Annotated in this window: 27 protein-coding genes; 8 read left to right on the top strand and 19 right to left on the bottom strand. The window is 61.8% G+C overall.

Annotation, left to right across the window (positions count from 1 at the left end; translation table 11 throughout):
- Nucleotides 1-16 precede the first annotated feature (16 nt).
- The 5 genes from BUC40_RS15995 to bacA form a co-directional block, all read right to left on the bottom strand.
- Nucleotides 17-256, bottom strand: coding sequence for a hypothetical protein (locus tag BUC40_RS15995; protein WP_073267168.1), 240 nt, complete (start codon nucleotides 254-256; stop codon nucleotides 17-19).
- Between the two features lie 111 nt (nucleotides 257-367).
- The gene (locus BUC40_RS15990) at nucleotides 368-2,419 is read right to left on the bottom strand and encodes a flotillin family protein (RefSeq protein ID WP_073267167.1); all 2,052 of its coding nucleotides are present in this window, start codon (nucleotides 2,417-2,419) and stop codon (nucleotides 368-370) included.
- 235 nt (nucleotides 2,420-2,654) lie between these two features.
- A complete protein-coding gene (locus BUC40_RS15985) occupies nucleotides 2,655-3,281 on the bottom strand; it encodes an OB-fold-containig protein (RefSeq protein ID WP_073267166.1) in 627 nt (208 codons plus the stop codon).
- 72 nt (nucleotides 3,282-3,353) lie between these two features.
- Complete coding sequence (locus tag BUC40_RS15980) at nucleotides 3,354-4,049, bottom strand: PspA/IM30 family protein (protein ID WP_073267165.1); 696 nt, start codon at nucleotides 4,047-4,049, stop codon at nucleotides 3,354-3,356.
- A gap of 12 nt (nucleotides 4,050-4,061) precedes the next feature.
- On the bottom strand, nucleotides 4,062-4,676 hold the full coding sequence (gene bacA, locus BUC40_RS15975; RefSeq protein WP_073267164.1) for a biofilm formation regulator BacA: 615 nt from the start codon (nucleotides 4,674-4,676) through the stop codon (nucleotides 4,062-4,064).
- Between the two features lie 263 nt (nucleotides 4,677-4,939).
- Between bacA and BUC40_RS15970 the strand changes: the two genes are divergently transcribed.
- Nucleotides 4,940-5,662, top strand: coding sequence for an endonuclease (locus BUC40_RS15970; protein ID WP_073267163.1), 723 nt, complete (start codon nucleotides 4,940-4,942; stop codon nucleotides 5,660-5,662).
- A 203-nt stretch (nucleotides 5,663-5,865) separates the two neighbouring features.
- Here BUC40_RS15970 and thrC read toward each other — a convergent pair whose 3' ends face one another.
- From thrC to ffh, 9 genes are all read right to left on the bottom strand, one after another.
- Nucleotides 5,866-7,275 (bottom strand): threonine synthase, encoded by a 1,410-nt coding sequence (gene thrC, locus BUC40_RS15965; RefSeq protein ID WP_073267162.1) that lies wholly within the window; start codon nucleotides 7,273-7,275, stop codon nucleotides 5,866-5,868.
- Between the two features lie 58 nt (nucleotides 7,276-7,333).
- Complete coding sequence (locus tag BUC40_RS15960) at nucleotides 7,334-8,638, bottom strand: homoserine dehydrogenase (protein ID WP_073267161.1); 1,305 nt, start codon at nucleotides 8,636-8,638, stop codon at nucleotides 7,334-7,336.
- Between the two features lie 103 nt (nucleotides 8,639-8,741).
- Nucleotides 8,742-9,467, bottom strand: a complete 726-nt coding sequence (locus BUC40_RS15955; RefSeq protein ID WP_073267160.1) for a DsbC family protein — start codon at nucleotides 9,465-9,467, stop codon at nucleotides 8,742-8,744.
- A 107-nt stretch (nucleotides 9,468-9,574) separates the two neighbouring features.
- Nucleotides 9,575-10,471 (bottom strand): site-specific tyrosine recombinase XerD, encoded by an 897-nt coding sequence (gene xerD / locus BUC40_RS15950; protein WP_073267159.1) that lies wholly within the window; start codon nucleotides 10,469-10,471, stop codon nucleotides 9,575-9,577.
- 206 nt (nucleotides 10,472-10,677) lie between these two features.
- A complete protein-coding gene (rplS, locus tag BUC40_RS15945; RefSeq protein ID WP_073267158.1) occupies nucleotides 10,678-11,028 on the bottom strand; it encodes a 50S ribosomal protein L19 in 351 nt (116 codons plus the stop codon).
- 41 nt (nucleotides 11,029-11,069) lie between these two features.
- Nucleotides 11,070-11,822, bottom strand: a complete 753-nt coding sequence (trmD, locus tag BUC40_RS15940) for a tRNA (guanosine(37)-N1)-methyltransferase TrmD (protein ID WP_042555421.1) — start codon at nucleotides 11,820-11,822, stop codon at nucleotides 11,070-11,072.
- Between the two features lie 5 nt (nucleotides 11,823-11,827).
- A complete protein-coding gene (gene rimM / locus BUC40_RS15935; RefSeq protein ID WP_073267157.1) occupies nucleotides 11,828-12,364 on the bottom strand; it encodes a ribosome maturation factor RimM in 537 nt (178 codons plus the stop codon).
- Nucleotides 12,365-12,371: 7 nt separating this feature from the next.
- Complete coding sequence (rpsP, locus tag BUC40_RS15930; RefSeq protein ID WP_009403592.1) at nucleotides 12,372-12,623, bottom strand: 30S ribosomal protein S16; 252 nt, start codon at nucleotides 12,621-12,623, stop codon at nucleotides 12,372-12,374.
- Between the two features lie 144 nt (nucleotides 12,624-12,767).
- The gene (ffh, locus tag BUC40_RS15925; RefSeq protein ID WP_073267156.1) at nucleotides 12,768-14,144 is read right to left on the bottom strand and encodes a signal recognition particle protein; all 1,377 of its coding nucleotides are present in this window, start codon (nucleotides 14,142-14,144) and stop codon (nucleotides 12,768-12,770) included.
- Between the two features lie 194 nt (nucleotides 14,145-14,338).
- Here ffh and BUC40_RS15920 point away from each other — a divergent pair, with 194 nt between their 5' ends.
- Both BUC40_RS15920 and BUC40_RS15915 read left to right on the top strand, forming a co-directional pair.
- Nucleotides 14,339-15,139 (top strand): cytochrome C assembly family protein, encoded by an 801-nt coding sequence (locus BUC40_RS15920; protein ID WP_073267155.1) that lies wholly within the window; start codon nucleotides 14,339-14,341, stop codon nucleotides 15,137-15,139.
- 3 nt (nucleotides 15,140-15,142) lie between these two features.
- Nucleotides 15,143-16,396: an HlyC/CorC family transporter gene (locus tag BUC40_RS15915; protein WP_073267154.1), complete on the top strand. Its 1,254-nt coding sequence runs from the start codon at nucleotides 15,143-15,145 to the stop codon at nucleotides 16,394-16,396.
- A 237-nt stretch (nucleotides 16,397-16,633) separates the two neighbouring features.
- Here the strand turns inward: BUC40_RS15915 and purT are convergent, their stop codons facing one another.
- Complete coding sequence (purT, locus tag BUC40_RS15910) at nucleotides 16,634-17,815, bottom strand: formate-dependent phosphoribosylglycinamide formyltransferase (protein WP_073267153.1); 1,182 nt, start codon at nucleotides 17,813-17,815, stop codon at nucleotides 16,634-16,636.
- Nucleotides 17,816-18,078: 263 nt separating this feature from the next.
- Between purT and BUC40_RS22910 the strand changes: the two genes are divergently transcribed.
- The gene (locus BUC40_RS22910) at nucleotides 18,079-18,243 is read left to right on the top strand and encodes a hypothetical protein (protein ID WP_167369166.1); all 165 of its coding nucleotides are present in this window, start codon (nucleotides 18,079-18,081) and stop codon (nucleotides 18,241-18,243) included.
- Nucleotides 18,244-18,257: 14 nt separating this feature from the next.
- Here BUC40_RS22910 and moaE read toward each other — a convergent pair whose 3' ends face one another.
- The 4 genes from moaE to BUC40_RS15890 form a co-directional block, all read right to left on the bottom strand.
- Entirely contained in the window at nucleotides 18,258-18,719 is a 462-nt protein-coding gene (gene moaE / locus BUC40_RS15905; protein WP_073267152.1) for a molybdopterin synthase catalytic subunit MoaE, read from the bottom strand.
- 1 nt (nucleotide 18,720) lies between these two features.
- Nucleotides 18,721-18,963 carry a MoaD/ThiS family protein gene (locus BUC40_RS15900; RefSeq protein WP_073267151.1) on the bottom strand — a complete coding sequence of 81 codons (243 nt, stop codon included), beginning with the start codon at nucleotides 18,961-18,963 and terminating at the stop codon, nucleotides 18,721-18,723.
- Nucleotides 18,960-19,439 carry a cyclic pyranopterin monophosphate synthase MoaC gene (moaC, locus tag BUC40_RS15895; RefSeq protein WP_073267150.1) on the bottom strand — a complete coding sequence of 160 codons (480 nt, stop codon included), beginning with the start codon at nucleotides 19,437-19,439 and terminating at the stop codon, nucleotides 18,960-18,962. Before moaC ends, BUC40_RS15900 begins: the two co-directional genes overlap by 4 nt.
- 110 nt (nucleotides 19,440-19,549) lie before the next feature.
- A complete protein-coding gene (locus BUC40_RS15890; RefSeq protein ID WP_073267149.1) occupies nucleotides 19,550-20,941 on the bottom strand; it encodes a PhoH family protein in 1,392 nt (463 codons plus the stop codon).
- A gap of 398 nt (nucleotides 20,942-21,339) precedes the next feature.
- Here BUC40_RS15890 and yaaA point away from each other — a divergent pair, with 398 nt between their 5' ends.
- The 4 genes from yaaA to BUC40_RS15870 all read left to right on the top strand — a co-directional run bounded on the left by yaaA (nucleotide 21,340) and on the right by BUC40_RS15870 (nucleotide 23,994).
- Nucleotides 21,340-22,119, top strand: a complete 780-nt coding sequence (gene yaaA / locus BUC40_RS15885) for a peroxide stress protein YaaA (RefSeq protein ID WP_073267148.1) — start codon at nucleotides 21,340-21,342, stop codon at nucleotides 22,117-22,119.
- 92 nt (nucleotides 22,120-22,211) lie between these two features.
- On the top strand, nucleotides 22,212-22,676 hold the full coding sequence (locus BUC40_RS15880; RefSeq protein ID WP_073267147.1) for a multidrug transporter: 465 nt from the start codon (nucleotides 22,212-22,214) through the stop codon (nucleotides 22,674-22,676).
- Nucleotides 22,677-22,719: 43 nt separating this feature from the next.
- Complete coding sequence (locus BUC40_RS15875; RefSeq protein ID WP_073267146.1) at nucleotides 22,720-23,550, top strand: SDR family oxidoreductase; 831 nt, start codon at nucleotides 22,720-22,722, stop codon at nucleotides 23,548-23,550.
- Between the two features lie 57 nt (nucleotides 23,551-23,607).
- A complete protein-coding gene (locus tag BUC40_RS15870; RefSeq protein ID WP_073267145.1) occupies nucleotides 23,608-23,994 on the top strand; it encodes an ABZJ_00895 family protein in 387 nt (128 codons plus the stop codon).
- The last annotated feature ends 32 nt before the right edge of the window (nucleotides 23,995-24,026 follow it).

The raw sequence follows: 24,026 nt of genomic DNA, 5'->3' as shown, positions 1-24,026 counted from the left end.
ACTGATGAGGCGGTGCTCAGGCACCGATCTTGCGGGCGATTTCGGCGAGTTTCTCGCGCATCGCGGGGTCGAGCTCATCGGGCTTGATGCGGGCGATGATGCGCGTCAGTACGCGGATCTCGTCGTCATCGATCACGCCATCGCGCTCGGCGATGTCCAGCAGCGAGCCCAGCTCGGCGGCGTCCAGGCGGCCGTCATCGGCAAAGCACTGGATGCTGCGAAAGGTCATTTCCAGGTGATCTCTAGATTGCGACATGCCACTTTCCTTGTAGTTGGGGCAGGCCTGATGGCCTGAAAGCGCGGGCGCAGCCCGCACCGAATCGCGAAACAGGCGCCAGCCGGAGCGGCTGGCGCCTGGCACCGTCGCTTACACCGCGTCGCTGTCGCTCACCGCAGCCGGCTTGGCTTCGGCGGCGCGGCCCTGCAGCAGACGCGCGAGCACGTCCTGCACCACCGGGCTCTTGCCGACCACGCCCTCGATGGCCTTGCCCACGGAAAGGGACTTGGCGAACGAGTTGAAGAAGTCGCCTTCCCCGCCGACGATCTCGATCTTCGCCTTGGCCAGCGCGGTGGCCAGCACCTCGGCCTGATCCTTGGCAATTTCCTTGTTGGCGGCGATGGCGGCCATGGCCTCCTCGAAGCTCTTCTCCAGCTGCATGCGGAATTCTTCGTGCTGGCGGGCGTTGTCGCTGAGCGCGTCCAGCGCGCCGAACTTCTTGCCCAGGCCTTCGGCCTCGGCGTTCAGACGCTCCAGCAGCACCTGTGCCTCGGCCATACCCAGATCCTGGGTCGCCTTGGCCTTGGCCGCGCCGAGTTGCTCTTCGCCGCGCGCCTGGGCGCCGAGCTTCTCTTCCAGCACCTTGGCATCGGCCAGGCCGTCCTTCTCCTTGGCGGCGGCCTGCGCTTCGGTGACACGCGCCTGGGCCAGGCCCTTCTCCTGCTCGCCCTTGGCTTCGGCGATCAGACGCTCAGCCTGCACGCGCGCCTCGGCGAGGCCTTCCTTCTCCTTGGCCGCGGCGGTGACTTCACGTACCCGCGCGTCGGCCAGGCCGGGCGCAGCGCGCTCGGCTTCGATACCTTCGGCCAGCTTCTTCTTGGCCTCGGCGCTCTTGGCCGCGGCCTCCAGTTCGGCCTGGGCGAGGTTGTTGATTTCCACCGCCTTGTGCTTGGAACGGGTTTCGTCGGCTTCGGCCTGTTTGACCTGGCGCACCAGCTCCTGCTCGGCCTCGGCCTGGGCATTGAGCACGGTGACCTGCTTCATGCGCTCGGCTTCGGATATCTCACGGACTTCCTTGATGCGCTCTTCTTCCTGGGCCACGGTCTTCTCCACCGCGACGCGCTCGCGCACCACGCTGGCGATGTTCTTGCGCTCTTCTTCCAGCGCCTTTTCCTTCTCGATGCGCTGCAGCTCGACTTCGCGCTCGCGGGCCACCACTTCCAGATCCTTGGCACGGGTGACTTTCTCCACCTCGATGACCACGGCACGCTGGCGGTTCTGCTGGGCCACTTCCACTTCGCGCTGGTGGTTCTCGGCGCGAATATCCAGCTCCTGTTGAGTCTGGATGCGGGCCTGCTCGGCCTTCAGGCGTTCTTCTTCCTTGACCTTGAGGGTCTCGGCCTGCTCACGCGCCTGGATGGTCTCGATCTCGCGCTTCTGGCGCGCTTCGGCATCGGCTTGCTGACGCTCGAGGGCCAGTGTCGCCTCGCGGGTCTCGACGTTCTTTTTCTTGATCGCCAGCTCTTCGTTGCGCTCCAGGTCATTGGTGATGACGTTCTGCGCGGCAGTCAGCTGGGTGATCTTGCGGATACCCTCGGCATCGAGAATGTTGCTTGGGTCCAGCGATGCCTTGGAGGTCTGCTCCAGGTAGTCGATGGCCACGTCTTCAAGCACGTAGCCGTTGAGGTCGTTGCCGATCACCTCGACGATGCGGTCGCGGAACTCCTGGCGGTTCTCGAACAGCTGGACGAAGTCGAATTGCTTGCCGACGGTCTTCAGGGCTTCGGAGAACTTGGCGTTGAACAGCTCGTTCACCGCCGCACGATCGGAGGCACGCTCGACGCCGATGGCCTTGGCCACCTTGAGCACGTCTTCCTGGGTCTCGTTGACGCGCAGGTAGAACGCCACGGTGATGTCGGCGCGCATGTTGTCGCGGCAGATCAGCCCGTCCTTGGCCCGGCGGTCGACTTCCAGGGTGATCAGGGAGATCTTCATGAACTCCTTGAGGTGGATGACCGGGTACACCAGCGCGCCGGTGAAATGCACCTTGGGCGTAGACGACATGTCGTTGACGATCAGAGCGGTGCCTTGCGGAACCTTGATGTAGAAGGCCTTGAACAAGGCCAGCAGGCCGACGATCAGCAGGACGACCAGGCCGACCCCGACCAGCACGGGTATCAGCGACGGTGGAAGGTTATACATTGCGCTCAATCTCCTTTGATGCGAATGGAACCGGCTCAGAACCTGAGTCCAAGTCTCGTCCGTGAAAACCCTGCGCGGTGCAGCGGCTCACCACACTGACAGCCAGAGGCCGCCGGGGAGGCGCGCACCCGCGTGCGGAACAGGCGAGGAGGCGCAGTTTACAATCTGTAACAGCGCTTTCCGAGCCCGTTGTGCACGCTACAGCGAGGGTAGGCAGCAGACTTTGACCGGGTTCTCAGATACCCCGGAACTCTTCTTCGGTTATCACCCGGTAGGCGTGCTGCGCCTCCAGGTATTCCAGTAAAACGACACGGTCGCCGCGTTTGAAACCTTGCTGCTCCTCAGCCCTGACCCGCAGGATCAGCCCCGCACCACCATCTTCGAGCAGCGCTTCGCCATGGCTGGCCGTCACCCGACCACTGCGCACCACGGCGGTTTGCCCGAGCACGCTCTTACTGCTGGTCACTTCCAACTTGAGAAACAACGGGCGCAGCGGTGCGCACAGCAGCCGCGTCGGCGCCACGGCCAATATCAGAGCCAGAACGGCGATTACCACGCCCAACGGATAACGCAGCCACTCAAGCGGCAGCAAGCTGAGCAACCAGAGGTCGACGAAGTAGCTGATGAACCAGGCGAAAAAGAACAGCAGGGTCAGTACCAGGGTAAGCGGTACGTCACGCAGCTTGAGTTTGGACAGGAGCGCTGCCGCCGGACCTTCCAGTGCGGAGTCGGCTTCGACGTCGAGCACGTCGACCTCAATCAGGCCAAACGCGACGATGACCCAGTACACCACCGCCAGGCAAAGCAGGAAGCTGAAGATGACCGTGGGAAACGCCAGCGAGACCTGCAGGAAGATTTCCATGATTTCCTATCCCTGAAAAACATGGCGGAGCCTGTCGGCCCCACCCTATGACGCATCAAGGCCGCCCGTGAATCAGGGCTTGGCCTTGCCCTTGAGGCGTGCCAGCACGCTGTCGGCGCTGCTCTGGTCAGCGACGATACCGGCGGCGCGCAGCTTGGCATCCAGCGACTCGTCGGGATTGGAGGCCTGAGCCAGCTCGGCCGCCGCTTCCATCTTCGCCGCACGCTCGGCCTGCTGCTGCTTGATACGCTCCAGCGACTCGACGGCGGTATGCAGCTTGGCTTGCGAACCACCATAGCGCTGGGCGACGGCCATCTGCGCCTTCTGCACGCTTTCGGTGGCCTTCACGGTATCCACCTGCTGCTTCAGCCGCTTGATATTGGCCTCAGCCTGGCTGACTGCAGTACGCAACTGGGCGACGCTGGCCGCATAGTTGTCCGCTTGCTCGCGCTCGCTGTTCAGCTCGATTTCCAGATTGGCGATTTTGCCGGCCACTTCGCCAGCCAGGTCTTCCTTGCCGGTTTCCAGCGCCTTGACCGCGTACTCTTCGTACTCGGCGATCTTGGCGGCCGACTTGCTGGCGCGCTCGGAGGCCAGCTTCTGCTTGGCCATGATTTCAGCCAGCGCCTCCTTGGATTTACGCAGCTCGATATCGGCGTCGCGAATTTCCTGATCGAGGATGCGCAAGGCCTGACCATCGACCAGCGCCTCACCCATTTCATTGGCACCGCCGCGCAGCGCCGTCAGCAATTTGCTCCAGACGTTCATGGGCATGTCTCCTTATGCACTGGCCTTGAGGAAATCTTCGTAGGCTTCGGTAGCCTTGATCACGTTATCCGCCAGCGTTTCGATCTCGAGCACCACATTGGGCAGGATCGACGAGGCGCTGAGCGCACCGAACATGGTGTAGCAAGCCTGCCCGTCCGGCAGGGTTTCCAGCCCTACGCAAGACAGCGGGAACAGCTTGTGGCTGCGCAGCACTTCTTCGTTGAAGGCGGCCGTGTCGCGCACGTCGCTGGCAGGCCAGAGCAGCGCTTCGACCACGATCTGATCACCGAACACGGCGATGAACAGCGGCAGATCACCATATTCCTTCATGGTCACGTGCAAACTGGCGTCGGCACCCTGGATCAGCTCGATAGCCGCGCGGCCATCGACAAACGGCTCTGTCGCCGACAGCGCGTCGAACAACGTTTGTGCAGTCCAAACCTGAGGCATGCTCACCCCCTCCTCCATTGAAGCCAGCTCCGGCTGGGGCTGGCGCAGTTTCCTTTCGAGTGCCGAGAGCCTTTGGGCATGCTCGGGCAGAATCCAGACTTCCTTCTTCACCAACCCCTGCTCGCGCAGACGCTGACGGAAAAGACGCTGGTAGTGCGCAGATGATTTGTTTTCCATGTGGCGCAGCCTAGAACATCACATGTGAGAACTCAATACATCACATGTAATTTCTTAGAGAGCTGTGATCGGGGTCTTGCAGGCCAGGCACCGATGGCCTGAAAAGAGGGAGTCAGCTGCAGAACTTTAGCCGAGAAAACGGGACAAATTCGCCGACTGCGTCGCAGAGCATAGAGATTGAATCCTAGATAGACGCCATCAATGGGCCAGCCTTGGCAAACCGCAGCGAGCCGGTATCATGCGCCACTTTTTAGGAATGCCGCATGCCGTTTCGCAGCCTTCTCGCACTGCTGTGCCTCACCCTTTGCACGTCGTTAGCCGCCGCACCGCCCCAGAGCTTCAGCCAGGCCAAGAAGATTGGCTGGAGCCTATACGAACGCCAGTCAGTGGAGTTTTATTGTGGCTGCAGCTTCAAGGGCAACCGCGTAGACCTGAAAAGCTGCGGCTATACACCGCGCAAGAACGCCAACCGCGCCGCGCGCATAGAATGGGAACATATCGTTCCGGCCTGGCAGATCGGCCATCAACGCCAATGCTGGCAGCACGGCGGGCGCAAGAACTGCAGCAAGAACGACAGCGTTTACCGCCGCGCCGAAGCCGACCTGCACAACCTGGTGCCGGCGATTGGCGAGGTCAATGGCGATCGCAGCAATTACGACTTCGGCTGGTTGCCGCAACAGCCCAATCAATACGGCGCCTGCCCGACGGTGGTCGATTTCAAAGCCCGTAAGGTCATGCCTCGCCAGCAGATTCGCGGCATGATCGCCCGCACCTACCTGTACATGAGCGACCGCTATCAGCTGCGCCTGTCGAAGCAGAACCGCCAGCTGTTCACCGCCTGGAACAAGACCTACCCCGCCGAAAAATGGGAGCGCCAGCGCAACCAGCTGGTCGGCTGCGTGATGGGTTGGGGCAACCCTTATGTTGGCCAGCTGGACAAGCGGCTTTGCCAGCAAGCGCCGATGGCGGCGGTCAATCGACGGTAGAGCCTTTAGGCGAAAGCGCTGTGATGGATTGGCGAGCTAAAGCCCACCTTGTGCCCTCACCAGATGAAGGTAATTAAGGAAGCGCGCCATCGGCGCGAATCGCGGGTATGGCCCGCTCCCACAGGAGCCAGCTGATAACCCCCTTAAAACAAGAAAGGCCGGCACCTCACGGTGACCGGCCTTTCGAGCTGCAGCGCTACCGCTTACAGCGGCTTGCCGCGGTTACCGTGAGCGGCAACGAATTGCTGCACGGCCGCCAGGTCATTGGCCAGCACGGTGCAACGCTCGTCACGCTCGAACAGGTCGGCTAGGTGCGGCGGCAGCGCTGGCGACAGGTTCACAGCTGACTTCTCGATGGCCTCCGGGAACTTGACCGGGTGAGCGGTACCCAGCACCACCATCGGCACGGCCAGGCTGCGACGACACTCGCGCGCGGCACGCACGCCAATGGCGGTATGCGGGTCGAGCAGCTCGCCAGTGGCGGCGTACACCTCGGCGATGGTCTGGCAGGTCTGCTCATCGCTCACCGCGAGGGAGTCGAACAGCTTGCGCGCTTCGTTCCAGCGGTCATCTTCGACGGTGAAACCGCCGGTCTGGCGGAATTCGGTCATCAGCGCGGCGATCGACGGGCCGTTGCGGCCGTGCAGGTCGAACAGCAGGCGCTCGAAGTTCGACGACACCATGATGTCCATCGACGGCGACAGGGTCGGGTACAGATCGCCCTTGGCGTACCCATTGCCGCTCATGAAACGATGCAGGATGTCGTTGCGGTTGGTGGCGACGATCAACTGGCTGATCGGCAGGCCCATATTACGCGCCAAGTAACCGGCGAAGATATCGCCGAAGTTGCCGGTCGGCACCGAGAAGGCTACCGAACGCGCCGGCCCGCCAAGCTGCAGGGCGGCGTGGAAGTAGTAAACGATCTGGGCCATGATCCGCGCCCAGTTAATCGAGTTGACCGCTACCAGGCGGGTGCCCTTGAGGAAACCCTGATCGGCGAAGCTGGCCTTGACCATCTCCTGACAGTCATCGAAGTTACCCTCGATGGCGATGTTGTGGATGTTATCGCCCAGGATGGTGGTCATCTGCCGACGCTGCACTTCGGACACTCGATTGTGCGGGTGCATGATGAAGATGTCGACGTTGTCGCAGGCCTTACAGCCTTCGATGGCGGCCGAGCCGGTATCACCACTGGTGGCACCCATGATCACCACACGCTCGTTGCGTTTGGCCAACACGTAATCGAGCAGGCGGCCGAGCAGCTGCAGGGCGAAATCCTTGAACGCTAGGGTCGGGCCGTGGAACAGCTCCAGAACCCACTCGTTGCCATTGAGCTGACGCAGCGGCGCAACGGCCGAGTGCTCGAACACGCCATAGGTGTCTTCGAGGATCTTCTTGAAATCGGCATCCGGAATGCTGCCGGTGACGAACGGGCGCATGACCCGGAACGCCAACTCGTGATACGGCAGGCCCGCCCAGGAAGCGATCTCTTCCTGAGTGAAGCGCGGCAAGTTTTCCGGCACGTACAGGCCGCCATCTGTGGCCAGGCCGGCCAGCAGGACGTCTTCGAAATTCAGGGCCGGTGCTTGGCCGCGAGTGCTGATATAGCGCATGGTCTGCAAACCTTCGGTTTGGGCGTCACGCCGCGAATGACCGCGGCGCGCGACTGAATTAGCTGAGTTGTTCGACGCGGATGCGCACCACATTGCCGACGACGTCGGCCAGCGCTTCCAGGGCAGAGATGGCGTCGTTCATGCGCTGCTCGGCAACGCGATGGGTGACCAGAATCATCGGCACCAGACCGTCCTGCTCCTCGACTTCCTTCTGCATGATCGATTCGATGTTGATGCCGCGCTCCGAGAGGATGCTCGCCACCTGAGCCAGCACGCCGGGGCGATCCTTGGCCTGAATGCGCAAGTAGTAAGCGCTTTCACAGTCGGTGATCGGCAGAATCGGGTGATCGGACAGCGAATCCGGCTGGAAAGCCAGGTGCGGTACGCGGTTGGTCGGGTCGGTGGTCAACACACGCACCACATCGACCAGGTCAGCGACGACAGCCGAGGCGGTCGCTTCCATGCCGGCACCGGCGCCGTAGAACAGCGTGCTGCCAGCGGCATCACCATTGACCATCACGGCGTTCATCACGCCGTTGACGTTGGCGATCAGGCGGTCGGCCGGGATCAGCGTCGGGTGCACGCGCAGCTCGATACCAGCGTCGGTACGGCGCGCCACACCCAAGTGCTTGATGCGATAACCCAGCGCCTCGGCATAGTTGACGTCGGCAGTGGTCAGTTTGGTGATGCCTTCGGTGTAGGCCTTGTCGAACTGCAGCGGGATACCAAAGGCGATGGAGGCCAGAATGGTCAGTTTGTGAGCGGCGTCGATGCCTTCGACGTCAAAGGTCGGATCGGCTTCGGCGTAACCCAGCGCCTGGGCTTCGGCCAACACGTCTTCGAAGGTGCGCCCCTTCTCGCGCATTTCACTGAGGATGAAATTGCCGGTGCCGTTGATGATCCCCGCCAGCCAGTTGATGCGGTTGGCCGACAGGCCTTCACGAATCGCCTTGATCACCGGAATGCCGCCTGCCACCGCCGCCTCGAACGCGACGATCACACCCTTTTCGCGGGCGCGGGCAAAAATTTCGTTGCCGTGTACGGCGATCAGCGCCTTGTTGGCGGTGACCACGTGCTTGCCGTTATCGATGGCCTTGAGGACCAGCTCACGGGCGACGCTGTAGCCACCGATGAGCTCAACGACGATATCGATCTCGGGGTTGCTGGCCACCGCGAAGACATCGTCGGTCATGGTAATGCCGGTCGACTGGTACTGAGGCTTGGGTGTACGGGTGGCAATCTGCGCCACCTCGATGCCACGCCCGGCACGACGCGCGATTTCCTCGGCGTTGCGCTTGAGCACATTCACGGTACCGCCACCGACGGTACCCAGCCCACAGATGCCTACTTTGACCGGATTCACACTAGACTCCCAACTGCACTGCGTAAAACGGCCGACGCGAGCGCCGGCCGTAGAAAAGAGCCGCACATTACGAAGCGGCTGTCTGATAGTCAATCTAGCCGGATCACTTGGCTTCCAGGGCCAGTTTCGCCAGCTGCGCCGCCGGCTGATAGCCGGGGATCATCTTGCCGTTTTCCAGAATGATCGCCGGCGTGCCATTGACGCCGATCATCTGCCCAAGCTGGTATTGCTGGGCGACCGGGTTGTCACAGGAAGCCTGGGCAATCGATTCGCGGGCCTTGGCCTTGTTCATCGCCGCCTGGCGATCCTTCGAGCACCAGACGCTGGCAAGATCCTTGGCGCCCTTGCTGCCCATACCCTGACGCGGGAAGGCCAGATAACGCACCTCGACACCCGCTTTGTTCAGCTCGGCCACTTCGCTGTGCAGCTTCTGGCAGTAAGCACAGTCGGTGTCGGTGAACACCGTGATATGGGTCTTTGGCTCTTTGGGCGCGAACACCACCATGTCCTTGGCAGGAATGGCGTTGATCTGCTTGGCAATCGCTTTGCCTTCTTCAGCCTCGGTGAGGTTCACCGCCTGGCCGTCCTTGAACTGGAACAGGTAGCCCTGCATCACGAACTGGCCGTCAGCGCTGGCGTACAGCTGGCGACCGCCTTTGAGCTGCACCTGATAGACGCCCGGCATCGGGCTTTCGGCGATGGCCTCGATCGGCAGATCCGGCTGGATCGACAGCAGGTTCTTGCGGATCGCCTGATCCGGGTCGGCAGCGTGGCCGAGAGTACTGACCAGACCAAGGGCCATGGCCGCGAAAATGCGGGTCACACGCATGGTTACTCCTATCGAGCGACGGGGTGACAAGGGAAGAGCGAAGACTACCATAACCAGGCCCCGCGACTGCGGACGACAAACGCAAAGCGTGAACCGGCGCCGGCCATTCAGCCGCGCGGATGATGCTGCGCATGCAGCGCCTGCAAACGCGCCCGCGCGACATGGGTATAAATCTGCGTGGTGGACAGGTCACTGTGGCCGAGCAGCATCTGCACCACGCGCAAATCCGCACCATGGTTGAGCAGATGGGTCGCGAAGGCATGCCGCAGGGTATGGGGCGACAGCGACTTGGCGATCCCCGCTACCTTGGCCTGATGCTTGATGCGGTGCCAGAAGGTCTGCCGGGTCATCTGCTCACCACGCAGGCTGGGAAACAGCACATCCGCTGGCCGGCCGGCCAACAGCGCCGGGCGCGCCTCGCGACAATAACGCTCGACCCAACCGATGGCCTCCTCGCCCATCGGCACCAGACGCTCCTTGCTGCCCTTGCCGAACACGCGCAACACTCCCTGACGCAAGTTGACCTGTTCGAGCGTCAGACCGATCAGCTCACTGACCCGCAGCCCACAGGCATACAGCACCTCGAGCATGGCGCGATCACGCAGGCCAATCGGGTCGTCCAGATCAGGGGCTGCCAGTAGCGCTTCGACATCCGCCTCGGAGAGCGATTTGGGCAAGGGCCGACCGAGCTGCGGCATATCCACCTGCAGCGTGGGGTCGGTATCGATAATTCCTTCGCGCAGCAGAAAGCGGTAAAAGCCACGCATGCCGGAAATCAGTCGCGCCGTGGAGCGCGCCTTGTAACCCTCATTCATCCGCCATGCGAGATGATCGAGCAGTACCTCACGCCCGACCGACTGCAGCTCGACGCCGCGCGCCTGCAGCCAGCCATTGAGCAACGCCAGATCACTGCGATAGGCCGACTGAGTATGGGCGGAAAGCCCCTTTTCCAGCCACAAGGCCTCGATGAAACGCTCGATTAGCGGATGGTCGACAGCGGACATGGGGGTCAGCTCTGCTTCAGGTAAATAGTCATGGCGCAGGGGCTCGCAGGATTTATCTGTGGGAGCGCGCCATGCGCGCGATTCGCAGGCATGGACGCCCCCGCCCGCTCCCACATTAGATCGCGAAACGACATCTGGTACTGGCTCACCAAACGCCAGAAACGAAAAAAGCAGCCGAGGCTGCTTTTTTCGTGGGAAAAGCTGGATTAAACCAGTTTTTCCTTGATGCGTGCTGCCTTGCCGGACAGGTCGCGGAGGTAGTACAGCTTGGCTTTGCGAACGTCACCACGACGCTTGACGGCCAGGCTGTCAACCAGCGGGCTGTAGGTCTGGAAAGTACGCTCAACGCCAACGCCGCTGGAGATCTTGCGCACAGTGAAGGCGCTGTTCAGACCGCGGTTACGCTTGGCGATTACTACGCCCTCGAACGCCTGCAGACGCTGGCGGTCACCTTCCTTTACTTTTACCTGGACGATTACGGTGTCGCCCGGGGCAAAGGTCGGGATCTCTTTGCTCATCTGCTCAGCTTCGAGTTGCTGAATGATTTTGTTGGTCATGCTGCGCTCCTAAGACGGGCCGTCAGGCCGGCCATCGATATTTAGTTATCGTCCCGCTGGCGGATGTATTCCTCCAGCAGCTTTTTCTCTTCTCCAGAAAGCGAGCGGCTATCCAGAAGATCGACACGGCGTTCCCAGGTGCGCCCCAGGGACTGCTGCAAACGCCAGCGCCGGATGTGTTCGTGGTTACCGCCAAGCAGCACCTCAGGAACACGTTTATCCGCATACACCTCCGGACGGGTGTAGTGCGGGCAGTCGAGCAAGCCATCCGTAAAGGAGTCTTCCTCGGCCGAATCTGCATGACCCAATGCACCAGGCAAAAGGCGCGTTACCGCATCGATCAGCACCATGGCCGGCAGCTCACCGCCGGACAGGACGTAGTCGCCAATCGACCATTCCTCGTCGACGTGCGTTTCGATGAAACGCTCGTCGACGCCTTCGTAGCGGCCGGCGATAAGGATCAAACGCTCCTCTTTCGCCAGCTCGCGTACCGCCGCCTGCGTCAGCGGGCGACCTTGTGGCGAGAGGTAGATCACCTTCGCCTGGCCGCCGCTGGCCTGCCTGGCATCAGCCAAGGCATCTTCAAGCGGCTTGATCTTCATCACCATGCCAGGACCACCACCGAAGGGGCGGTCGTCAACGGTGTGATGACGATCGGTGGTGTAACTGCGTGGGTTCCAGCAGGTGAGCTGCAACAGCTCCTGCCTGACCGCACGGCTGGTAATGCCGTAATCGCCGATGGCGGCGAACATTTCCGGGAACAGCGTAATGACGTCAACGCGCAAGCTAGGCATAGCGCTTAGAAGTCCGCATCCCAGTCGACCTGCATCTCTCCAGCTTCGAGATTGATCGACAACACACACTGCTGCGTATAAGGCAGCAGGCGCTCACGATCATCGAGGCTGTCAGCGCACGGCTTGACCACCATCACATCGTTGGCACCGGTCTCGAACAGATGATCGACCTTGCCGAGCAATTGCCCTACTTGATCGATAACCTTCAGACCTTCCAGCTGATACCAGTAGAACTCGCCGTCTTCCAGCTCCGGTAGCTGGCTGCGGGGAACGCAGATCTCAAACCCCGCGTAGGTACGCGCCACTTCACGATCATCGAGCCCCTTCAGCCTGGCGACCAGAACCTTGCCCTGCAAGCGTCCACCAGCCAGTTCAACCTGCCTCACCTCGCTATCGCGCCGTAGCGTCCAGCGAGGGTAATCGAGCACGTTATCCACCGGGTCGGTAAAGGAAAAAACCTTCACCTCACCTTTGACGCCATGCACCGAGACAATCTTGCCAAGAACCATCAAGTCCTCGGCGGGAGCTGGCGTCGTGCTCATAAAGTGCTTAGGCGGCAGCCTTGGCAGCTTCTTTCAGCAGCTGAGCAACGCGCTCAGACGGCTGTGCGCCCTGGCTCAGCCAGTAAGTAGCGCGCTCTTGATTCACGGACAGCTTAACTTCAGCACCCGAAGCGATCGGGTTGAAGAAACCGATACGCTCAACGAAGCGACCGTCGCGCGCATTGCGGCTGTTGGTCACGGTCAGGTGATAGAAGGGGCGCTTTTTGGAGCCGCCACGAGCGAGACGAATAGTTACCATGTGAACATCGTTCCTGTAGTCGGTGCTAACTTGAGGCACACATCAAAAATGGGCCTAGGCCCGAAAGGCCGCATATTCTAAGGATTATGCGGCTGTTTGCAAATCTCTTTTTCCGCCGGCCGTCGATAAGCCCGCGCAGAGCCATCAGAACTTCGGCATACCGCCGCCTGGCATCATGCTGCCCATGCCACGCATCATCTTGGCCATGCCACCTTTGGCGCTGAATTTCTTCATCATCTTCTGCATCTGCTTGTGCTGCTTGATCAACCGCCCGATATCCTGCACCTGCGTGCCGGACCCCATGGCGATACGCCGCTTGCGCGAGCCGCTGATGATATCAGGGTCACGGCGTTCGGCCGGGGTCATCGAGTTGATGATCGCTTCCATCTGCTTGAACTGCTTCTCTGCCGCGCCCTGGGCACCGCCCATTTGCGACAGATTGACACCACCCATTTGCGGCAGCTTGTCCATCAGGCCACCAAGGCCGCCCATGCTTTTCATCTGCACGAGCTGGTCACGGAAGTCTTCGAGATCGAAACCTTTGCCCTTCTTGAGCTTCTTGGTGAGCTTCTCGGCCTTTTCCCGATCGAGAGTCTGCTCTGCCTGCTCGATGAGGCTGAGCACGTCACCCATGCCGAGGATACGCGAGGCGATCCGCTCAGGATGGAACGGCTCGAGCGCTTCGCTCTTCTCGCCCATACCGATGAACTTGATCGGTTTGCCGGTGATGGCGCGCACCGACAATGCAGCACCGCCACGGGCGTCGCCGTCGACCTTGGTGAGCACCACGCCGGTGAGCGGCAGCGCATCGTTGAAGGCCTTGGCGGTGTTGGCGGCGTCCTGACCGGTCATAGCATCGACCACGAACAGGGTTTCCACCGGCTTGACTGCGGCGTGCAGCGCCTGGATCTCGGCCATCATCTCGGCATCGATAGCCAGACGACCGGCGGTATCCACCAGTACGACGTCGATGTACTTGAGCTTGGCTTCGCGAATCGCCGCTTCGGCGATGGCGACCGGCTTCTGGGTAATATCGGACGGGAAAAACGTCACGCCGATATCGCTCGCCAGAGTTTCCAGCTGCTTGATCGCAGCAGGACGGTAAACGTCCGCGGACACCACCATCACGCTCTTCTTCTTGCGCTCCTTGAGCAGGCGCGCCAGCTTGCCAACGGTGGTGGTCTTACCCGCGCCCTGCAGACCGGCCATCAACACCACCGCCGGCGGCGTGGTGCTCAGGTCGAGGTCTTCGTTGGCCGCGCCCATGAGGCTTTCCAGCTCCAGGCGCACGATCTTCACGAAGGCCTGACCAGGCGTCAGGCTTTTCGATACTTCGGTACCTACAGCGCGATCCTTGACGCGGGCGACGAAATCCTTGACCACGGGCAGCGCCACGTCGGCCTCGAGCAACGCCATGCGCACTTCGCGCAGGGTGTCCTTGATATTGTCCTCGGTCAGCTTGGCCTTGCCAGTGACGCTGCGCAGGGTCTGCGAGAGGCGATCGGTTAAATTTTCGAACATGCGCGTTCCTTTCGGGCCGTCTGGCCGGGATGGGCTGGCAGCAAACAGCTGATTATAACGAAGACTGGGCGGCTTTCGAGGCTTCTTTGTCGGCGCCCCTGCGACATATGAGACCTGATACCACTTGCAGTCTTTTTGCGTCCCCCGTTGTGTGCCACACTCGGCGCCTTTCAGGCTCTCGTCATCCAGGATCTATGCACCCTCTGTTGCCCAGTCTCGCCGCAGCCATCCTCTATTTTGGCGCCGCCGGTTACCAAGGCCTGCATTTGGCCCGCCGCAGCCAGCCCAGCAAAGCTGTTTTGCTGGTGGTGGGCGTAGTCGCCCTGCTATTCCACGGCGGCAGCCTGTTCATGCAAATGCATGACAGCACCGGGCTCAACCTGGACTTTTTCAACACCTCGAGCCTGATCGCCTTCACGGTGATCGCGCTTATCCTGCTGGCCTGTCAGCGCATGCCAGTGCACAACCTGCTGCTGTTCCTCTTTCCGCTTGGCGGGCTGACCATGCTGTGCGCGCAATTCATGCCCAGCGGCACCAGCCAGCCGATCGAAGAAGGCCCAGGCATCCTCGCCCATATCCTGCTGTCGATCGTGGCCTACGGCATGCTGACCATCGCCATGTTCCAGTCGCTGCTGCTGCTGGTGCAGGACCGTCAGCTCAAGAACAAGCATCCATCCGGGCTGATTCGCAACTTCCCTCCACTACAGACAATGGAAAGCCTGCTGTTCGGCTTCCTGTGGAGCGGCTGGGCACTGCTGTCGCTGTCGCTGCTTTCCGGCGCGCTGTTCATCGACAACCTGTTCACCCAGCATCTGGTGCACAAGACCATCCTGTCGTGCTTCGCCTGGATTGTTTTCGCCTTGCTGCTTTGGGGCCGCCACCAGCTTGGCTGGCGTGGACACAAGGCGATCCGCTGGACGCTGGCCGGGTTCTGCCTGCTGATGCTGGCTTTTTTCGGCAGCAAGCTGGTTCGCGAATTCATACTCCACATCTGAGCCGTGGACACGCCCTCTCCGCTTTTCCAGCTAGCCCTGCTACTCAGCCTGCTGGGCTGCGCCGCGTTTTTCATCTGCGCACGAACCGTGCTGTTCGGCCTGAACCGCTACCGCCTGCGCCATCGCGCGCGCCAGGGTCATCGTGCTGCTGCACGGCTGATCGCCCTGCTCGATCAGCCACAACGTCTTTCGGCCACCCTGCGTATCGGCACCATATGCAGCACCATGGCGGCATCGGTCACGGCTACGCTGTTGGCCTTGCGCCACGGCACGACCGGAACATTGGCACCGTCGCCGTTCATTCTGACGCTGGCCGTGCTGATGCTCGCCCACCCGCTTGGCCGAGTGCTGGCGATTATGCCGCCACCGCTGTTCGCCTACCCGGCAAGCTGGCCGCTCACCCTAGTAAGCAGCGCGTTGTCGCCCCTGACTCGCCTGCTGCTGGTGATCGGCCAGGCATTGCGCCGCGCTATTGGCAAGCCGGCTGAAGGTAACGAGCCCCACGACGCGCCCAGCCTGACGGAGCTGCGTGCTGCGCTGCAGGCCGACGATCTACCGTTGCCGGACGAGCGACGCGCAATGCTGCTGGGCGTGCTCGAACTGGACAATGTCAGCGTCGACGACATCATGATCCCGCGCCACGAGATCACTGGCATCGACCTGCTGAGCAGTACCCCGCTGCTCGAGCAGATCCGCGCCGCCTCGCACACCCGCCTGCCCGTGTATCGCAACAACCTCAACCAGACCGAAGGCATCCTGCACATGCGCCGCCTCGCCGGGCGTAGCGAGCTGAATGAAGCGACGCTGCTACAGGCCTGCGACGCGCCCTACTTCGTGCCGCAAAGCACCACGCTGGCCAATCAACTGGTGAGCTTTCAGCAGCACAAATACCGCACCGCGGTGGTGGTCGATGAATATGGGGAAGCCATGGGAATCGTCACCGTGGAAGATATTCTCGAAGAAATCGTCGGTGACCTGAGCTCGGTGGAAACTGCCCACCCTCGCGAATTTCACTCGCTGGGCGATGGCACCTGGTCGATCCAGGGCAGCGCTTATCTGCGTGAAGTGAACAGGGCATTGGGCTGGCAATTACCGGTAGATGGGCCGAAGACGGTCAATGGCCTGGTGACCGAGCTGCTGGAGAACATCCCGGATTGCGCGGTATGCCTGCAGGTTGGCCGCTACCGGCTGGAGATCGTCCAGGCCAGCGGCAGCCGGGTGCTAGAGGTGCGGGCCTGGGAAGCACAGCAGCACTGAGGCCGCTGGTGCCGAGAAGCTGTTCACGGCCGCCCGTAACCGAGAGCTCGCGTTCCTCACGAGCGACGGGAAAAAGCAAAAGCGGTCGGTGAGCATTGTAGGAGTGGCTTTAGCCACGAGCTTTTTATCAAAGCAAACAAAGAGCTCGCGGCTAAAGCCACTCCTACAAAAGTATTCCGCTCACCAGCCGCTCCCGCCACTTTGCGGCCGTTGCGCCAGTGGACAGGAACCGAAGCGTTACAGCTCGACCTTGACCGCCTGCGCCGATCGCAACGCCTTGGCGCGCGCCGCGTCCAGCGACTCGTCGCGGGCCAGGGCAACGCCCATACGGCGCTGACCGCTGACTTCCGGCTTGCCGAACAGACGCAATGCAGTATCCGGCTCGGTGAGAGCTGCGCCCAGGCTGCCAAAGCTGACCTGCTTGGACTCGCCTTCGACCAGAATCACCGCCGAGGCGGATGGGCCGAACTGGCGGATCGCCGGGATCGGCAGGCCGAGAATGGCCCGGGCATGCAGAGCGAACTCGGAGAGATCCTGAGAGATCAGGGTGACCAGACCGGTGTCATGAGGGCGCGGGGAAATTTCGCAGAACCACACCTGATCGCCTTTGACGAACAGCTCGACGCCGAACAGGCCACGGCCACCGAGAGACCCGGTCACGGCCAGGGCGATGCGCTCGGCCTCGGCACGTGCGGCCGGGCTCATCGCCTGGGGCTGCCAGGATTCCTGATAGTCGCCTTTCTCCTGACGGTGACCGACCGGTGCACAGAAGGTGGTGCCGCCGACGTGGCGCACGGTCAGCAGGGTGATTTCGTAATCGAAGTCGATGAACCCCTCGACGATTACCCGGCCTTTGCCAGCACGACCGCCAGCCTGGGCGTAATCCCAGGCCTTCTGCACGTCATCAGCGCCCTTGAGTACCGACTGGCCCTTGCCCGACGAACTCATGATCGGCTTGACCACGCAGGGGAAACCAATGGCGCTGACCGCAGCCTGGAACTCCTCGAGGGAATCGGCGAACTGATACGGCGAAGTCGGCACGCCCAGCTCTTCGGCAGCCAGGCGGCGGATGCCTTCGCGGTTCATGGTCAGCTGCGCAGCGCGGGCGCTAGGGATCACCGTGTAGCCTTCGTTTTCCAGCTCGACCAGCGTGGCGGTGGCGATCGCTTCGATCTCCGGCACGATGTAGTGCGGTTTCTCCTGCTCGATCACCGCACGCAGCGCAGCACCGTCGAGCATGTTGATCACGTGGCTGCGGTGCGCCACCTGCATGGCCGGAGCATTGGCGTAGCGATCGACAGCAATCACTTCGACGCCGAGGCGCTGCAGCTCGATGACCACTTCCTTGCCGAGCTCGCCCGAGCCACACAGCAACACGCGGGTCGCGCTGGGCGACAGGGGGGTTCCGATACGGGGCATAACAGGATCCTTGGGTAGCAGGAGAATTCAGGCGGGGATTTTAATCTCGCCGCGCCGCGACCGCGAATTAAATCGGCGAGCCCGCCGAATCAGCGTTATGGGTGACTGCAATGCATCGGCACCGCAAGGGCCATCATTGACCGCACGAATTGCCCTGAATCAGCACAACGGCACTGCCCCTCGACTACGCTAAAGGTGTAGGCCAGCACTGCATCCGCCACATCGCAGCCACGGCCAGCACCACTCTGCGAGGAGGCACCGCCATGGACGCTTTCCACATCATGATCGTGCTGCTGATCAGCGGCTTTCTGCTGCTGGGCATCGGCTTCAACAACCGCGAACAGGAATGGGGCATCTGGCTGACAGGCGTCGGCGCGCTTTCGATGTTCGCGCCCCTGTTCTTCAAGGTATTTATCGAGTTCAACTGAGCCGGCGCTGCCGCTCAGTCCGCCTCGGTTTGCCAGCGCTGTGCAGCGGTCTGGTCGCTCTCGCGGCCTTCGACCCAGCGCGGGCCGCCCGCGGTGTCTTCCTTTTTCCAAAACGGCGCGCGGGTCTTCAGGTAATCCATGATGAACTCGCAGGCCTGAAAGGCAGCCTGCCGGTGAGCGCTGGCCACGCCGACGAAGACAATCGGCTCGCCCGGCTCCAGCCGCCCTACGCGATGAATCACCTCGACGCCAAGCAGCGGCCATCGCGCGCGCGCCTGGGTTTCAATTCCGGCCAAGGCCTTTTCGGTCATCCCAGGAAAATGCTCGAGAAACATCCCCGCCACGTCCTGCCCGTCATTGAAATCGCGCACGTAGCCGACGAAGCACGCCACCGCACCGACGCCGGTATTGGCGGCATGCACGGCATTGGTCTCCTGCCCCGGATCGAACACGGCCTGCTGTACGCGAATACCCATCTCAGCCTCCGGTGACCGTGGGGAAGAACGCTACCGCATCGCCATCAACCAGCGGTTCGCTCAACGCGCACAGTTCTTCATTGCGGGCACACATCAGCCCGCGCTCGGCGAGCACCTCCCAAACGCCGCCACGGGCCAGCAGGTGCTGGCGCAGCTCATCAAGGGTGGCGAAGCCGGCTGGCAACTCTTCGGAGTCCAGCCCGAGGGTTTCGCGGTAGCGGGCAAAGTACTGCACGCGGATCATCGCTCGCCCTCGTCTGCCAAGAAATGACCACTCTTGCCGCCAACCTTTTCCAGCAGGCGCACCTGCTCGATGACCATGCCGCGATCCACGGCCTTACACATGTCGTAGATCGTTAGTGCAGCAACGCTGGCAGCGGTCAGCGCTTCCATTTCCACGCCGGTCTGCCCGGTGAGTTTGCAGCGCGCGCGAATCAGCACGGCATCGCTACCGTCAGCCTGCAGCTCGACCTTGACGCTGGTGAGCATCAGCGGATGGCAGAGGGGGATCAGATCAGAGGTTTTTTTCGCAGCCTGAATACCGGCGATACGTGCCACGGCAAATACGTCGCCTTTTGGGTGTTCGCCCTCGACGATCATCTGTAACGTGGTGGGCAGCATGCGAACGCGCGCTTCGGCCACCGCTTCGCGAACGGTCTGCGCCTTGTCGCTGACGTCGACCATATTGGCGCGCCCTTGAGAGTCGAGATGGGTCAGCACGGGCAATCTCCAAGTAGAAAACCTGGCGATTGTAGGCCCCGCACCGGCCCCTGCAAACCGCGGCTATCACAATGAATGCCCGGAGCCGCCAGGCGGCTCCGGGCAGGTTGCTACATGTGGCTTTCCGCGTACTCGGCAAGGATCGAGCGTGGTACACCCTGCAGGGTGATATGCACGCCGTGTTCGAAGCCCTTGAAGCGCTCGGTGAGGTAGGTCAGGCCCGAACTGGGCGCTGACAGGTACGGGGTGTCGATCTGCGCCAGGTTGCCCAGGCAGATCACTTTGGAGCCATTACCGGCGCGGGTGATGATGGTCTTCATCTGGTGCGGGGTGAGGTTCTGGCATTCGTCGATGAGGATCAGGCTCTGCTGGAAGCTGCGCCCGCGAATGTAGTTCAGCGATTTGAACTGCAACGGCACCTTTTGCAGGATGTAGTCGACACTGCCGTGGGTATTTTCGTCGTCCATGTGCAGGGCTTCGAGGTTGTCGGTGATGGCGCCCAGCCACGGCTCCATCTTCTCCGCTTCGGTACCCGGCAAGAAGCCGATTTCCTGATCCAGCCCCTGCACCGAGCGCGTAGCGATGATGCGCCGATAGCGCTTGCTGACCATGGTCTGCTCGATGGCTGCTGCCAGCGCCAGAATGGTTTTGCCGGAGCCGGCGGCACCGGTCAGGTTGACCAAGTGGATATCCGGATCGAGCAGTGCGTAGAGCGCCAGCGCCTGGTGGATGTCTCGCGGTTTGAGCCCCCAGGCTTCCTGGTGCAGCAGCGGCTCCTGATGCAGGTCGAGAATCAGCAGCTCGTGACCATCCACTTCCTTGACCCAACCGACGAAGCCTTGCTCGTCGATGATGAATTCGTTGACGTTCACCGCCGGCAGATCTTCGCTGAGCTGCACGCGGTGCCAGGTGCGCCCATGGCCCTGACGGGTATCGACCTTGGCGACGCGATCCCAGAAGGAGCCTTCGACGTCGTGGTATCCCTTGGACAACAGGGACACATCGTCGACCAGCTGGTCGGTGTGGTAATCCTCGGAATCCAGGCCACAACCACGGGCCTTCAGGCGCATGTTGATGTCTTTGGTCACCAGCACCACGGAGGTGCCCGGGCGCCGCGACTTGAGCTCGACCAGCTGGTTGATGATCTTGTTGTCGTTGAGGTCTTCCGGCAGCCAGGTAACCGGCGCCGCACTCTTGCTCATGAGAATCGACAGGAAGCCACAGGGGCCGCTCTTGTCACGCTGAATCGGTACACCGTGCTCGACCTCCTCGGGCGTGGCGCCATCGAGAATCTTGTCGATCAGGCGGATCGCCTGGCGGCATTCGGCAGCGACGCCCTGCTTGCCAGTTTTCAGCTTGTCGAGTTCCTCCAGCACCGTCATCGGGATGGCGACATGGTGTTCCTGGAAATTGAGCAACGCGTTGGGATCGTGAATCAGGACATTGGTGTCGAGGGCGTACAAGGTTGGGGCGGTGGGCTTGATGCGTCCGTGGTCATCCATACTCGTCACCTTTTGTCGGATCCAGCGACGGAATGCCGGGACGGCGCTCCGCCACACAGGGCCACCGACTCCCCGGTGAGGGGAGATGCAAACGAATGAGGGCCGAGGGCCGCCACCTGTCTGCAGGGTTCGGCGGTCTTTCAAAGCGTGGTCTGCGCGGGCCGATCATCATGCTCGGTTCGCTGCAAATCACAGTTCGTTGATACTCCAAAAAATGTGACAGGCAAACGATCTTTTCAGTTTTTTTATTTTTATTTTTCAGGTTGACGAATGACCTTGGCAGCCACGCCCAAGCGCCACTAGAGTCATAAGTCAGCCTCTGCCATATCCTCGTTCCCAGCGCCCCGCGGTGCTGATCGAATCGGCTAGAATCGCCGTTCCGCCGAAGGAGACGACTCATGCTGATGGTGATTTCACCCGCCAAGACCCTCGATTACGACACCGCGCCGGTGACGTCGCGCTTCACCCAACCCGAATTTCTCGACCACTCCCAGGAGTTGGTCTCACAGCTGCGTGATTTCTCGCCAGCACAGATCGCCGAGTTGATGCACCTGTCCGACAAGCTCGCTGGCCTCAATGCCGCGCGTTTCGGCAGCTGGACGCCCGAGTTCACCCTGCAAAACGCCAAGCAGGCGCTGCTGGCCTTCAAGGGCGACGTGTACACCGGCCTCGACGCGGAAAGCTTCAAGGAAGCCGATTTCGACTTCGCCCAGCAGCACCTGCGCATGCTCTCCGGCCTGTATGGTCTGCTGCGCCCGCTCGACCTGATGATGCCTTACCGCTTGGAGATGGGCACCAAGCTGGCCAATGCCCGCGGCAAGGACCTCTACGCGTTCTGGGGCGAGCACATCAGCGAGTGGCTGAACGAGGCGCTGCAGGCCCAGGGCGACGACGTGCTGCTCAACCTGGCGTCCAACGAATACTTCGGCGCGGTGCAACGTAAGGTGCTCAAGGCGCGCATCATCGATACCGAGTTCAAGGACCTGAAGAATGGCCAGTACAAAATCATCAGTTTCTACGCCAAGAAAGCCCGCGGCCTGATGGCCCGCCACGTTATCAAGGAACGCGTGACAGATCCGCAGCACCTCAAGGATTTCGACGATCAGGGCTACCGCTTCTCGGCAAAGGACTCGACCGCCAACAAGCTGGTGTTCCTGCGCGACCACGCGCCGGAGTAAGCACTGCAGAAACATCCGCCAACCCCTGCGCACGTGCCGATACATCCGCCCTTGTGTAGGATTGGCGAACATTCGACGTTCAAGGCCCAGCCATGATTTTCGGCGCGATTCTGGTTCTCAGCTGGTTCATCCTGCTGATCCGCTACCCGGCCAAAGCTCTCCCCATCTCACTTGCCGCCCTGCTTGGTCTGGGCCTGGTGGCGAGCTGGGTGCTGTGGCAGGAAAGCCGCGAAAATCGCTACCTGGCGCACCTTGAGTTGCGCCTGAGTTACGCGCCTGACAGTTGCCCCGCTGATCGCCCACTGAGCCTGCACCTGCATAACGGCAGTGAGGCTGCGATGCAGGAACTGCGCTGGCAGGTTACCGCTTACCGGCCGGGTGACAGTGTCAACCTGGCGCAGGGGCTGTTCGAAGCGCCACGCTACAGCGGCCCAGGTGAACTGTTGCCGGGCGCTGACTGGCAAAGCTGCATGCCGCTGCCTACCCTGCGTAGCGGCTACCGCGCCAGCACCCTGGAATTCCGCGCCGAACAGCTGCAGGGCACCTTTAGCCGCTAAGCCCGCCCTTCAATCCAGCAGAGAACAATCATAAGGATTACCCATGAGCCAACCCACGGTTCTGATCACTGGCTGCTCCAGCGGTATCGGTCGAGCGCTGGCCGATACCTTTGCACAGCATGGCTATCAGGTCTGGGCGAGCGCCCGTAAAAGTGAAGACGTGGCGCGCCTGAGTGATGCCGGCTTCAACGCCGTGCAACTGGACGTGAACGACGAGGCGGGCGTCGAGCAGTTGGCGACGCAACTCAAGGAGCGTATCGGTGGCCTGGACGTGCTGATCAACAATGCCGGCTACGGCGCTATGGGCCCGCTGCTCGACGGTGGCGCCGAAGCGCTGCGCAAGCAGTTCGAAACCAACGTGTTCTCTCTGCTCAACGTGACCCGTGCACTGTTTCCCCTGCTGCGCCAGAACAAGGGGCTGGTGATCAATATCGGCAGCGTCTCGGCTGTTTTAGTCACCCCGTTTGCCGGCGCCTACTGCGCCTCGAAGGCCTCCGTGCATGCGCTTAGCGACGCCCTGCGGCTTGAGCTAGCGCCGTTCGGTGTAGGGGTGATGGAAGTGCAACCGGGTGCAATCGAATCGAGCTTTGGCGCCCATGCCAGTCAACAGGCAGAACAGTTGATCGGTGAACGTTCCCCGTGGTGGCCGATGCGTGACGGCATCCGCGCCCGCGCCACCGCCTCCCAGGACAACCCGACGCCTGCCAGCCATGTAGCCCGCAACGTCTACGCGGCCGTCGCAGGTGCCAAGCGCCCGCGCATAGTGCGCCTCGGCAACGGTAGCCGCGCACTGCCGCTGCTCGCCGCCCTACTCCCCGGCGCGCTGCTCGACCGGATACTGAGCCGGCGCTTCGGCCTGCACCGCAACTTGTAGAACCCTGCGTCAGAGGCGAGACTCCAAGCTCTACAGCCACCGCCGAGTTGCACCACCATGCCGCCCTCTTCTCAGCCCGTAGCCATGCTTCGCTACGCCCTCGTCGGCGTGGTGGTGGCTGTGGTACTCAACCTGCTGCTGCGCAGCTTCGTCAAACTCGGCGGCGTGCTCGCCACGCTGGTGATCGCCGCCAGCATTGCGGCGCTGATGGCACTGCTGTTCGCCTGGCAACAGCGCCGCCCGCCAACGCGCGGTGAACGGCGCCGCCTGGTGTGGCTGTATGGCGGCATGCTCGCGCTGCTGTATGCCGGCCTGCTGGCCATGATGAGCCTGCAGGACGAGCCCAGCCCCATGGGCGTGCTGATCTTCATCCTTCATTACTTGGCCTATCCAGTATTCGCTCAGATGCTGTTCTCAGAGCGAATTTTCAAACGCGCATCCTGATCATGGGGCACTTGCCGGCAAAACGTCGCTCT

This window comes from Phytopseudomonas punonensis (genome assembly GCF_900142655.1).
Classification (GTDB): domain Bacteria; phylum Pseudomonadota; class Gammaproteobacteria; order Pseudomonadales; family Pseudomonadaceae; genus Aquipseudomonas; species Aquipseudomonas punonensis.
The sequence above is the reverse complement of the archived record's forward strand: the minus strand, read 5'-3'. Positions and strand labels throughout refer to the sequence as shown.

Bases quoted from the DNA above. Each gene is read 5' to 3' on its own strand.
- BUC40_RS15995 (WP_073267168.1), bottom strand. From the start codon at position 256: ATGTCGCAATCTAGAGATCACCTGGAAATGACCTTTCGCAGCATCCAG.
- BUC40_RS15890 (WP_073267149.1), bottom strand. From the start codon at position 20,941: ATGGATGACCACGGACGCATCAAGCCCACCGCCCCAACCTTGTACGCC.
- purT (WP_073267153.1), bottom strand. From the start codon at position 17,815: ATGCCCCGTATCGGAACCCCCCTGTCGCCCAGCGCGACCCGCGTGTTG.
- BUC40_RS15985 (WP_073267166.1), bottom strand. From the start codon at position 3,281: ATGGAAATCTTCCTGCAGGTCTCGCTGGCGTTTCCCACGGTCATCTTC.
- BUC40_RS15990 (WP_073267167.1), bottom strand. From the start codon at position 2,419: ATGTATAACCTTCCACCGTCGCTGATACCCGTGCTGGTCGGGGTCGGC.
- rimM (WP_073267157.1), bottom strand. From the start codon at position 12,364: ATGAGCACGACGCCAGCTCCCGCCGAGGACTTGATGGTTCTTGGCAAG.
- BUC40_RS15920 (WP_073267155.1), top strand. From the start codon at position 14,339: ATGCACCCTCTGTTGCCCAGTCTCGCCGCAGCCATCCTCTATTTTGGC.
- xerD (WP_073267159.1), bottom strand. From the start codon at position 10,471: ATGTCCGCTGTCGACCATCCGCTAATCGAGCGTTTCATCGAGGCCTTG.
- BUC40_RS15880 (WP_073267147.1), top strand. From the start codon at position 22,212: ATGATTTTCGGCGCGATTCTGGTTCTCAGCTGGTTCATCCTGCTGATC.
- BUC40_RS22910 (WP_167369166.1), top strand. From the start codon at position 18,079: ATGGACGCTTTCCACATCATGATCGTGCTGCTGATCAGCGGCTTTCTG.
- BUC40_RS15870 (WP_073267145.1), top strand. From the start codon at position 23,608: ATGCCGCCCTCTTCTCAGCCCGTAGCCATGCTTCGCTACGCCCTCGTC.
- moaE (WP_073267152.1), bottom strand. From the start codon at position 18,719: ATGGGTATTCGCGTACAGCAGGCCGTGTTCGATCCGGGGCAGGAGACC.
- rplS (WP_073267158.1), bottom strand. From the start codon at position 11,028: ATGACCAACAAAATCATTCAGCAACTCGAAGCTGAGCAGATGAGCAAA.
- trmD (WP_042555421.1), bottom strand. From the start codon at position 11,822: ATGCCTAGCTTGCGCGTTGACGTCATTACGCTGTTCCCGGAAATGTTC.
- BUC40_RS15955 (WP_073267160.1), bottom strand. From the start codon at position 9,467: ATGCGTGTGACCCGCATTTTCGCGGCCATGGCCCTTGGTCTGGTCAGT.
- ffh (WP_073267156.1), bottom strand. From the start codon at position 14,144: ATGTTCGAAAATTTAACCGATCGCCTCTCGCAGACCCTGCGCAGCGTC.
- bacA (WP_073267164.1), bottom strand. From the start codon at position 4,676: ATGGAAAACAAATCATCTGCGCACTACCAGCGTCTTTTCCGTCAGCGT.
- rpsP (WP_009403592.1), bottom strand. From the start codon at position 12,623: ATGGTAACTATTCGTCTCGCTCGTGGCGGCTCCAAAAAGCGCCCCTTC.
- BUC40_RS15875 (WP_073267146.1), top strand. From the start codon at position 22,720: ATGAGCCAACCCACGGTTCTGATCACTGGCTGCTCCAGCGGTATCGGT.
- yaaA (WP_073267148.1), top strand. From the start codon at position 21,340: ATGCTGATGGTGATTTCACCCGCCAAGACCCTCGATTACGACACCGCG.
- BUC40_RS15970 (WP_073267163.1), top strand. From the start codon at position 4,940: ATGCCGTTTCGCAGCCTTCTCGCACTGCTGTGCCTCACCCTTTGCACG.
- BUC40_RS15980 (WP_073267165.1), bottom strand. From the start codon at position 4,049: ATGAACGTCTGGAGCAAATTGCTGACGGCGCTGCGCGGCGGTGCCAAT.
- BUC40_RS15900 (WP_073267151.1), bottom strand. From the start codon at position 18,963: ATGATCCGCGTGCAGTACTTTGCCCGCTACCGCGAAACCCTCGGGCTG.
- thrC (WP_073267162.1), bottom strand. From the start codon at position 7,275: ATGCGCTATATCAGCACTCGCGGCCAAGCACCGGCCCTGAATTTCGAA.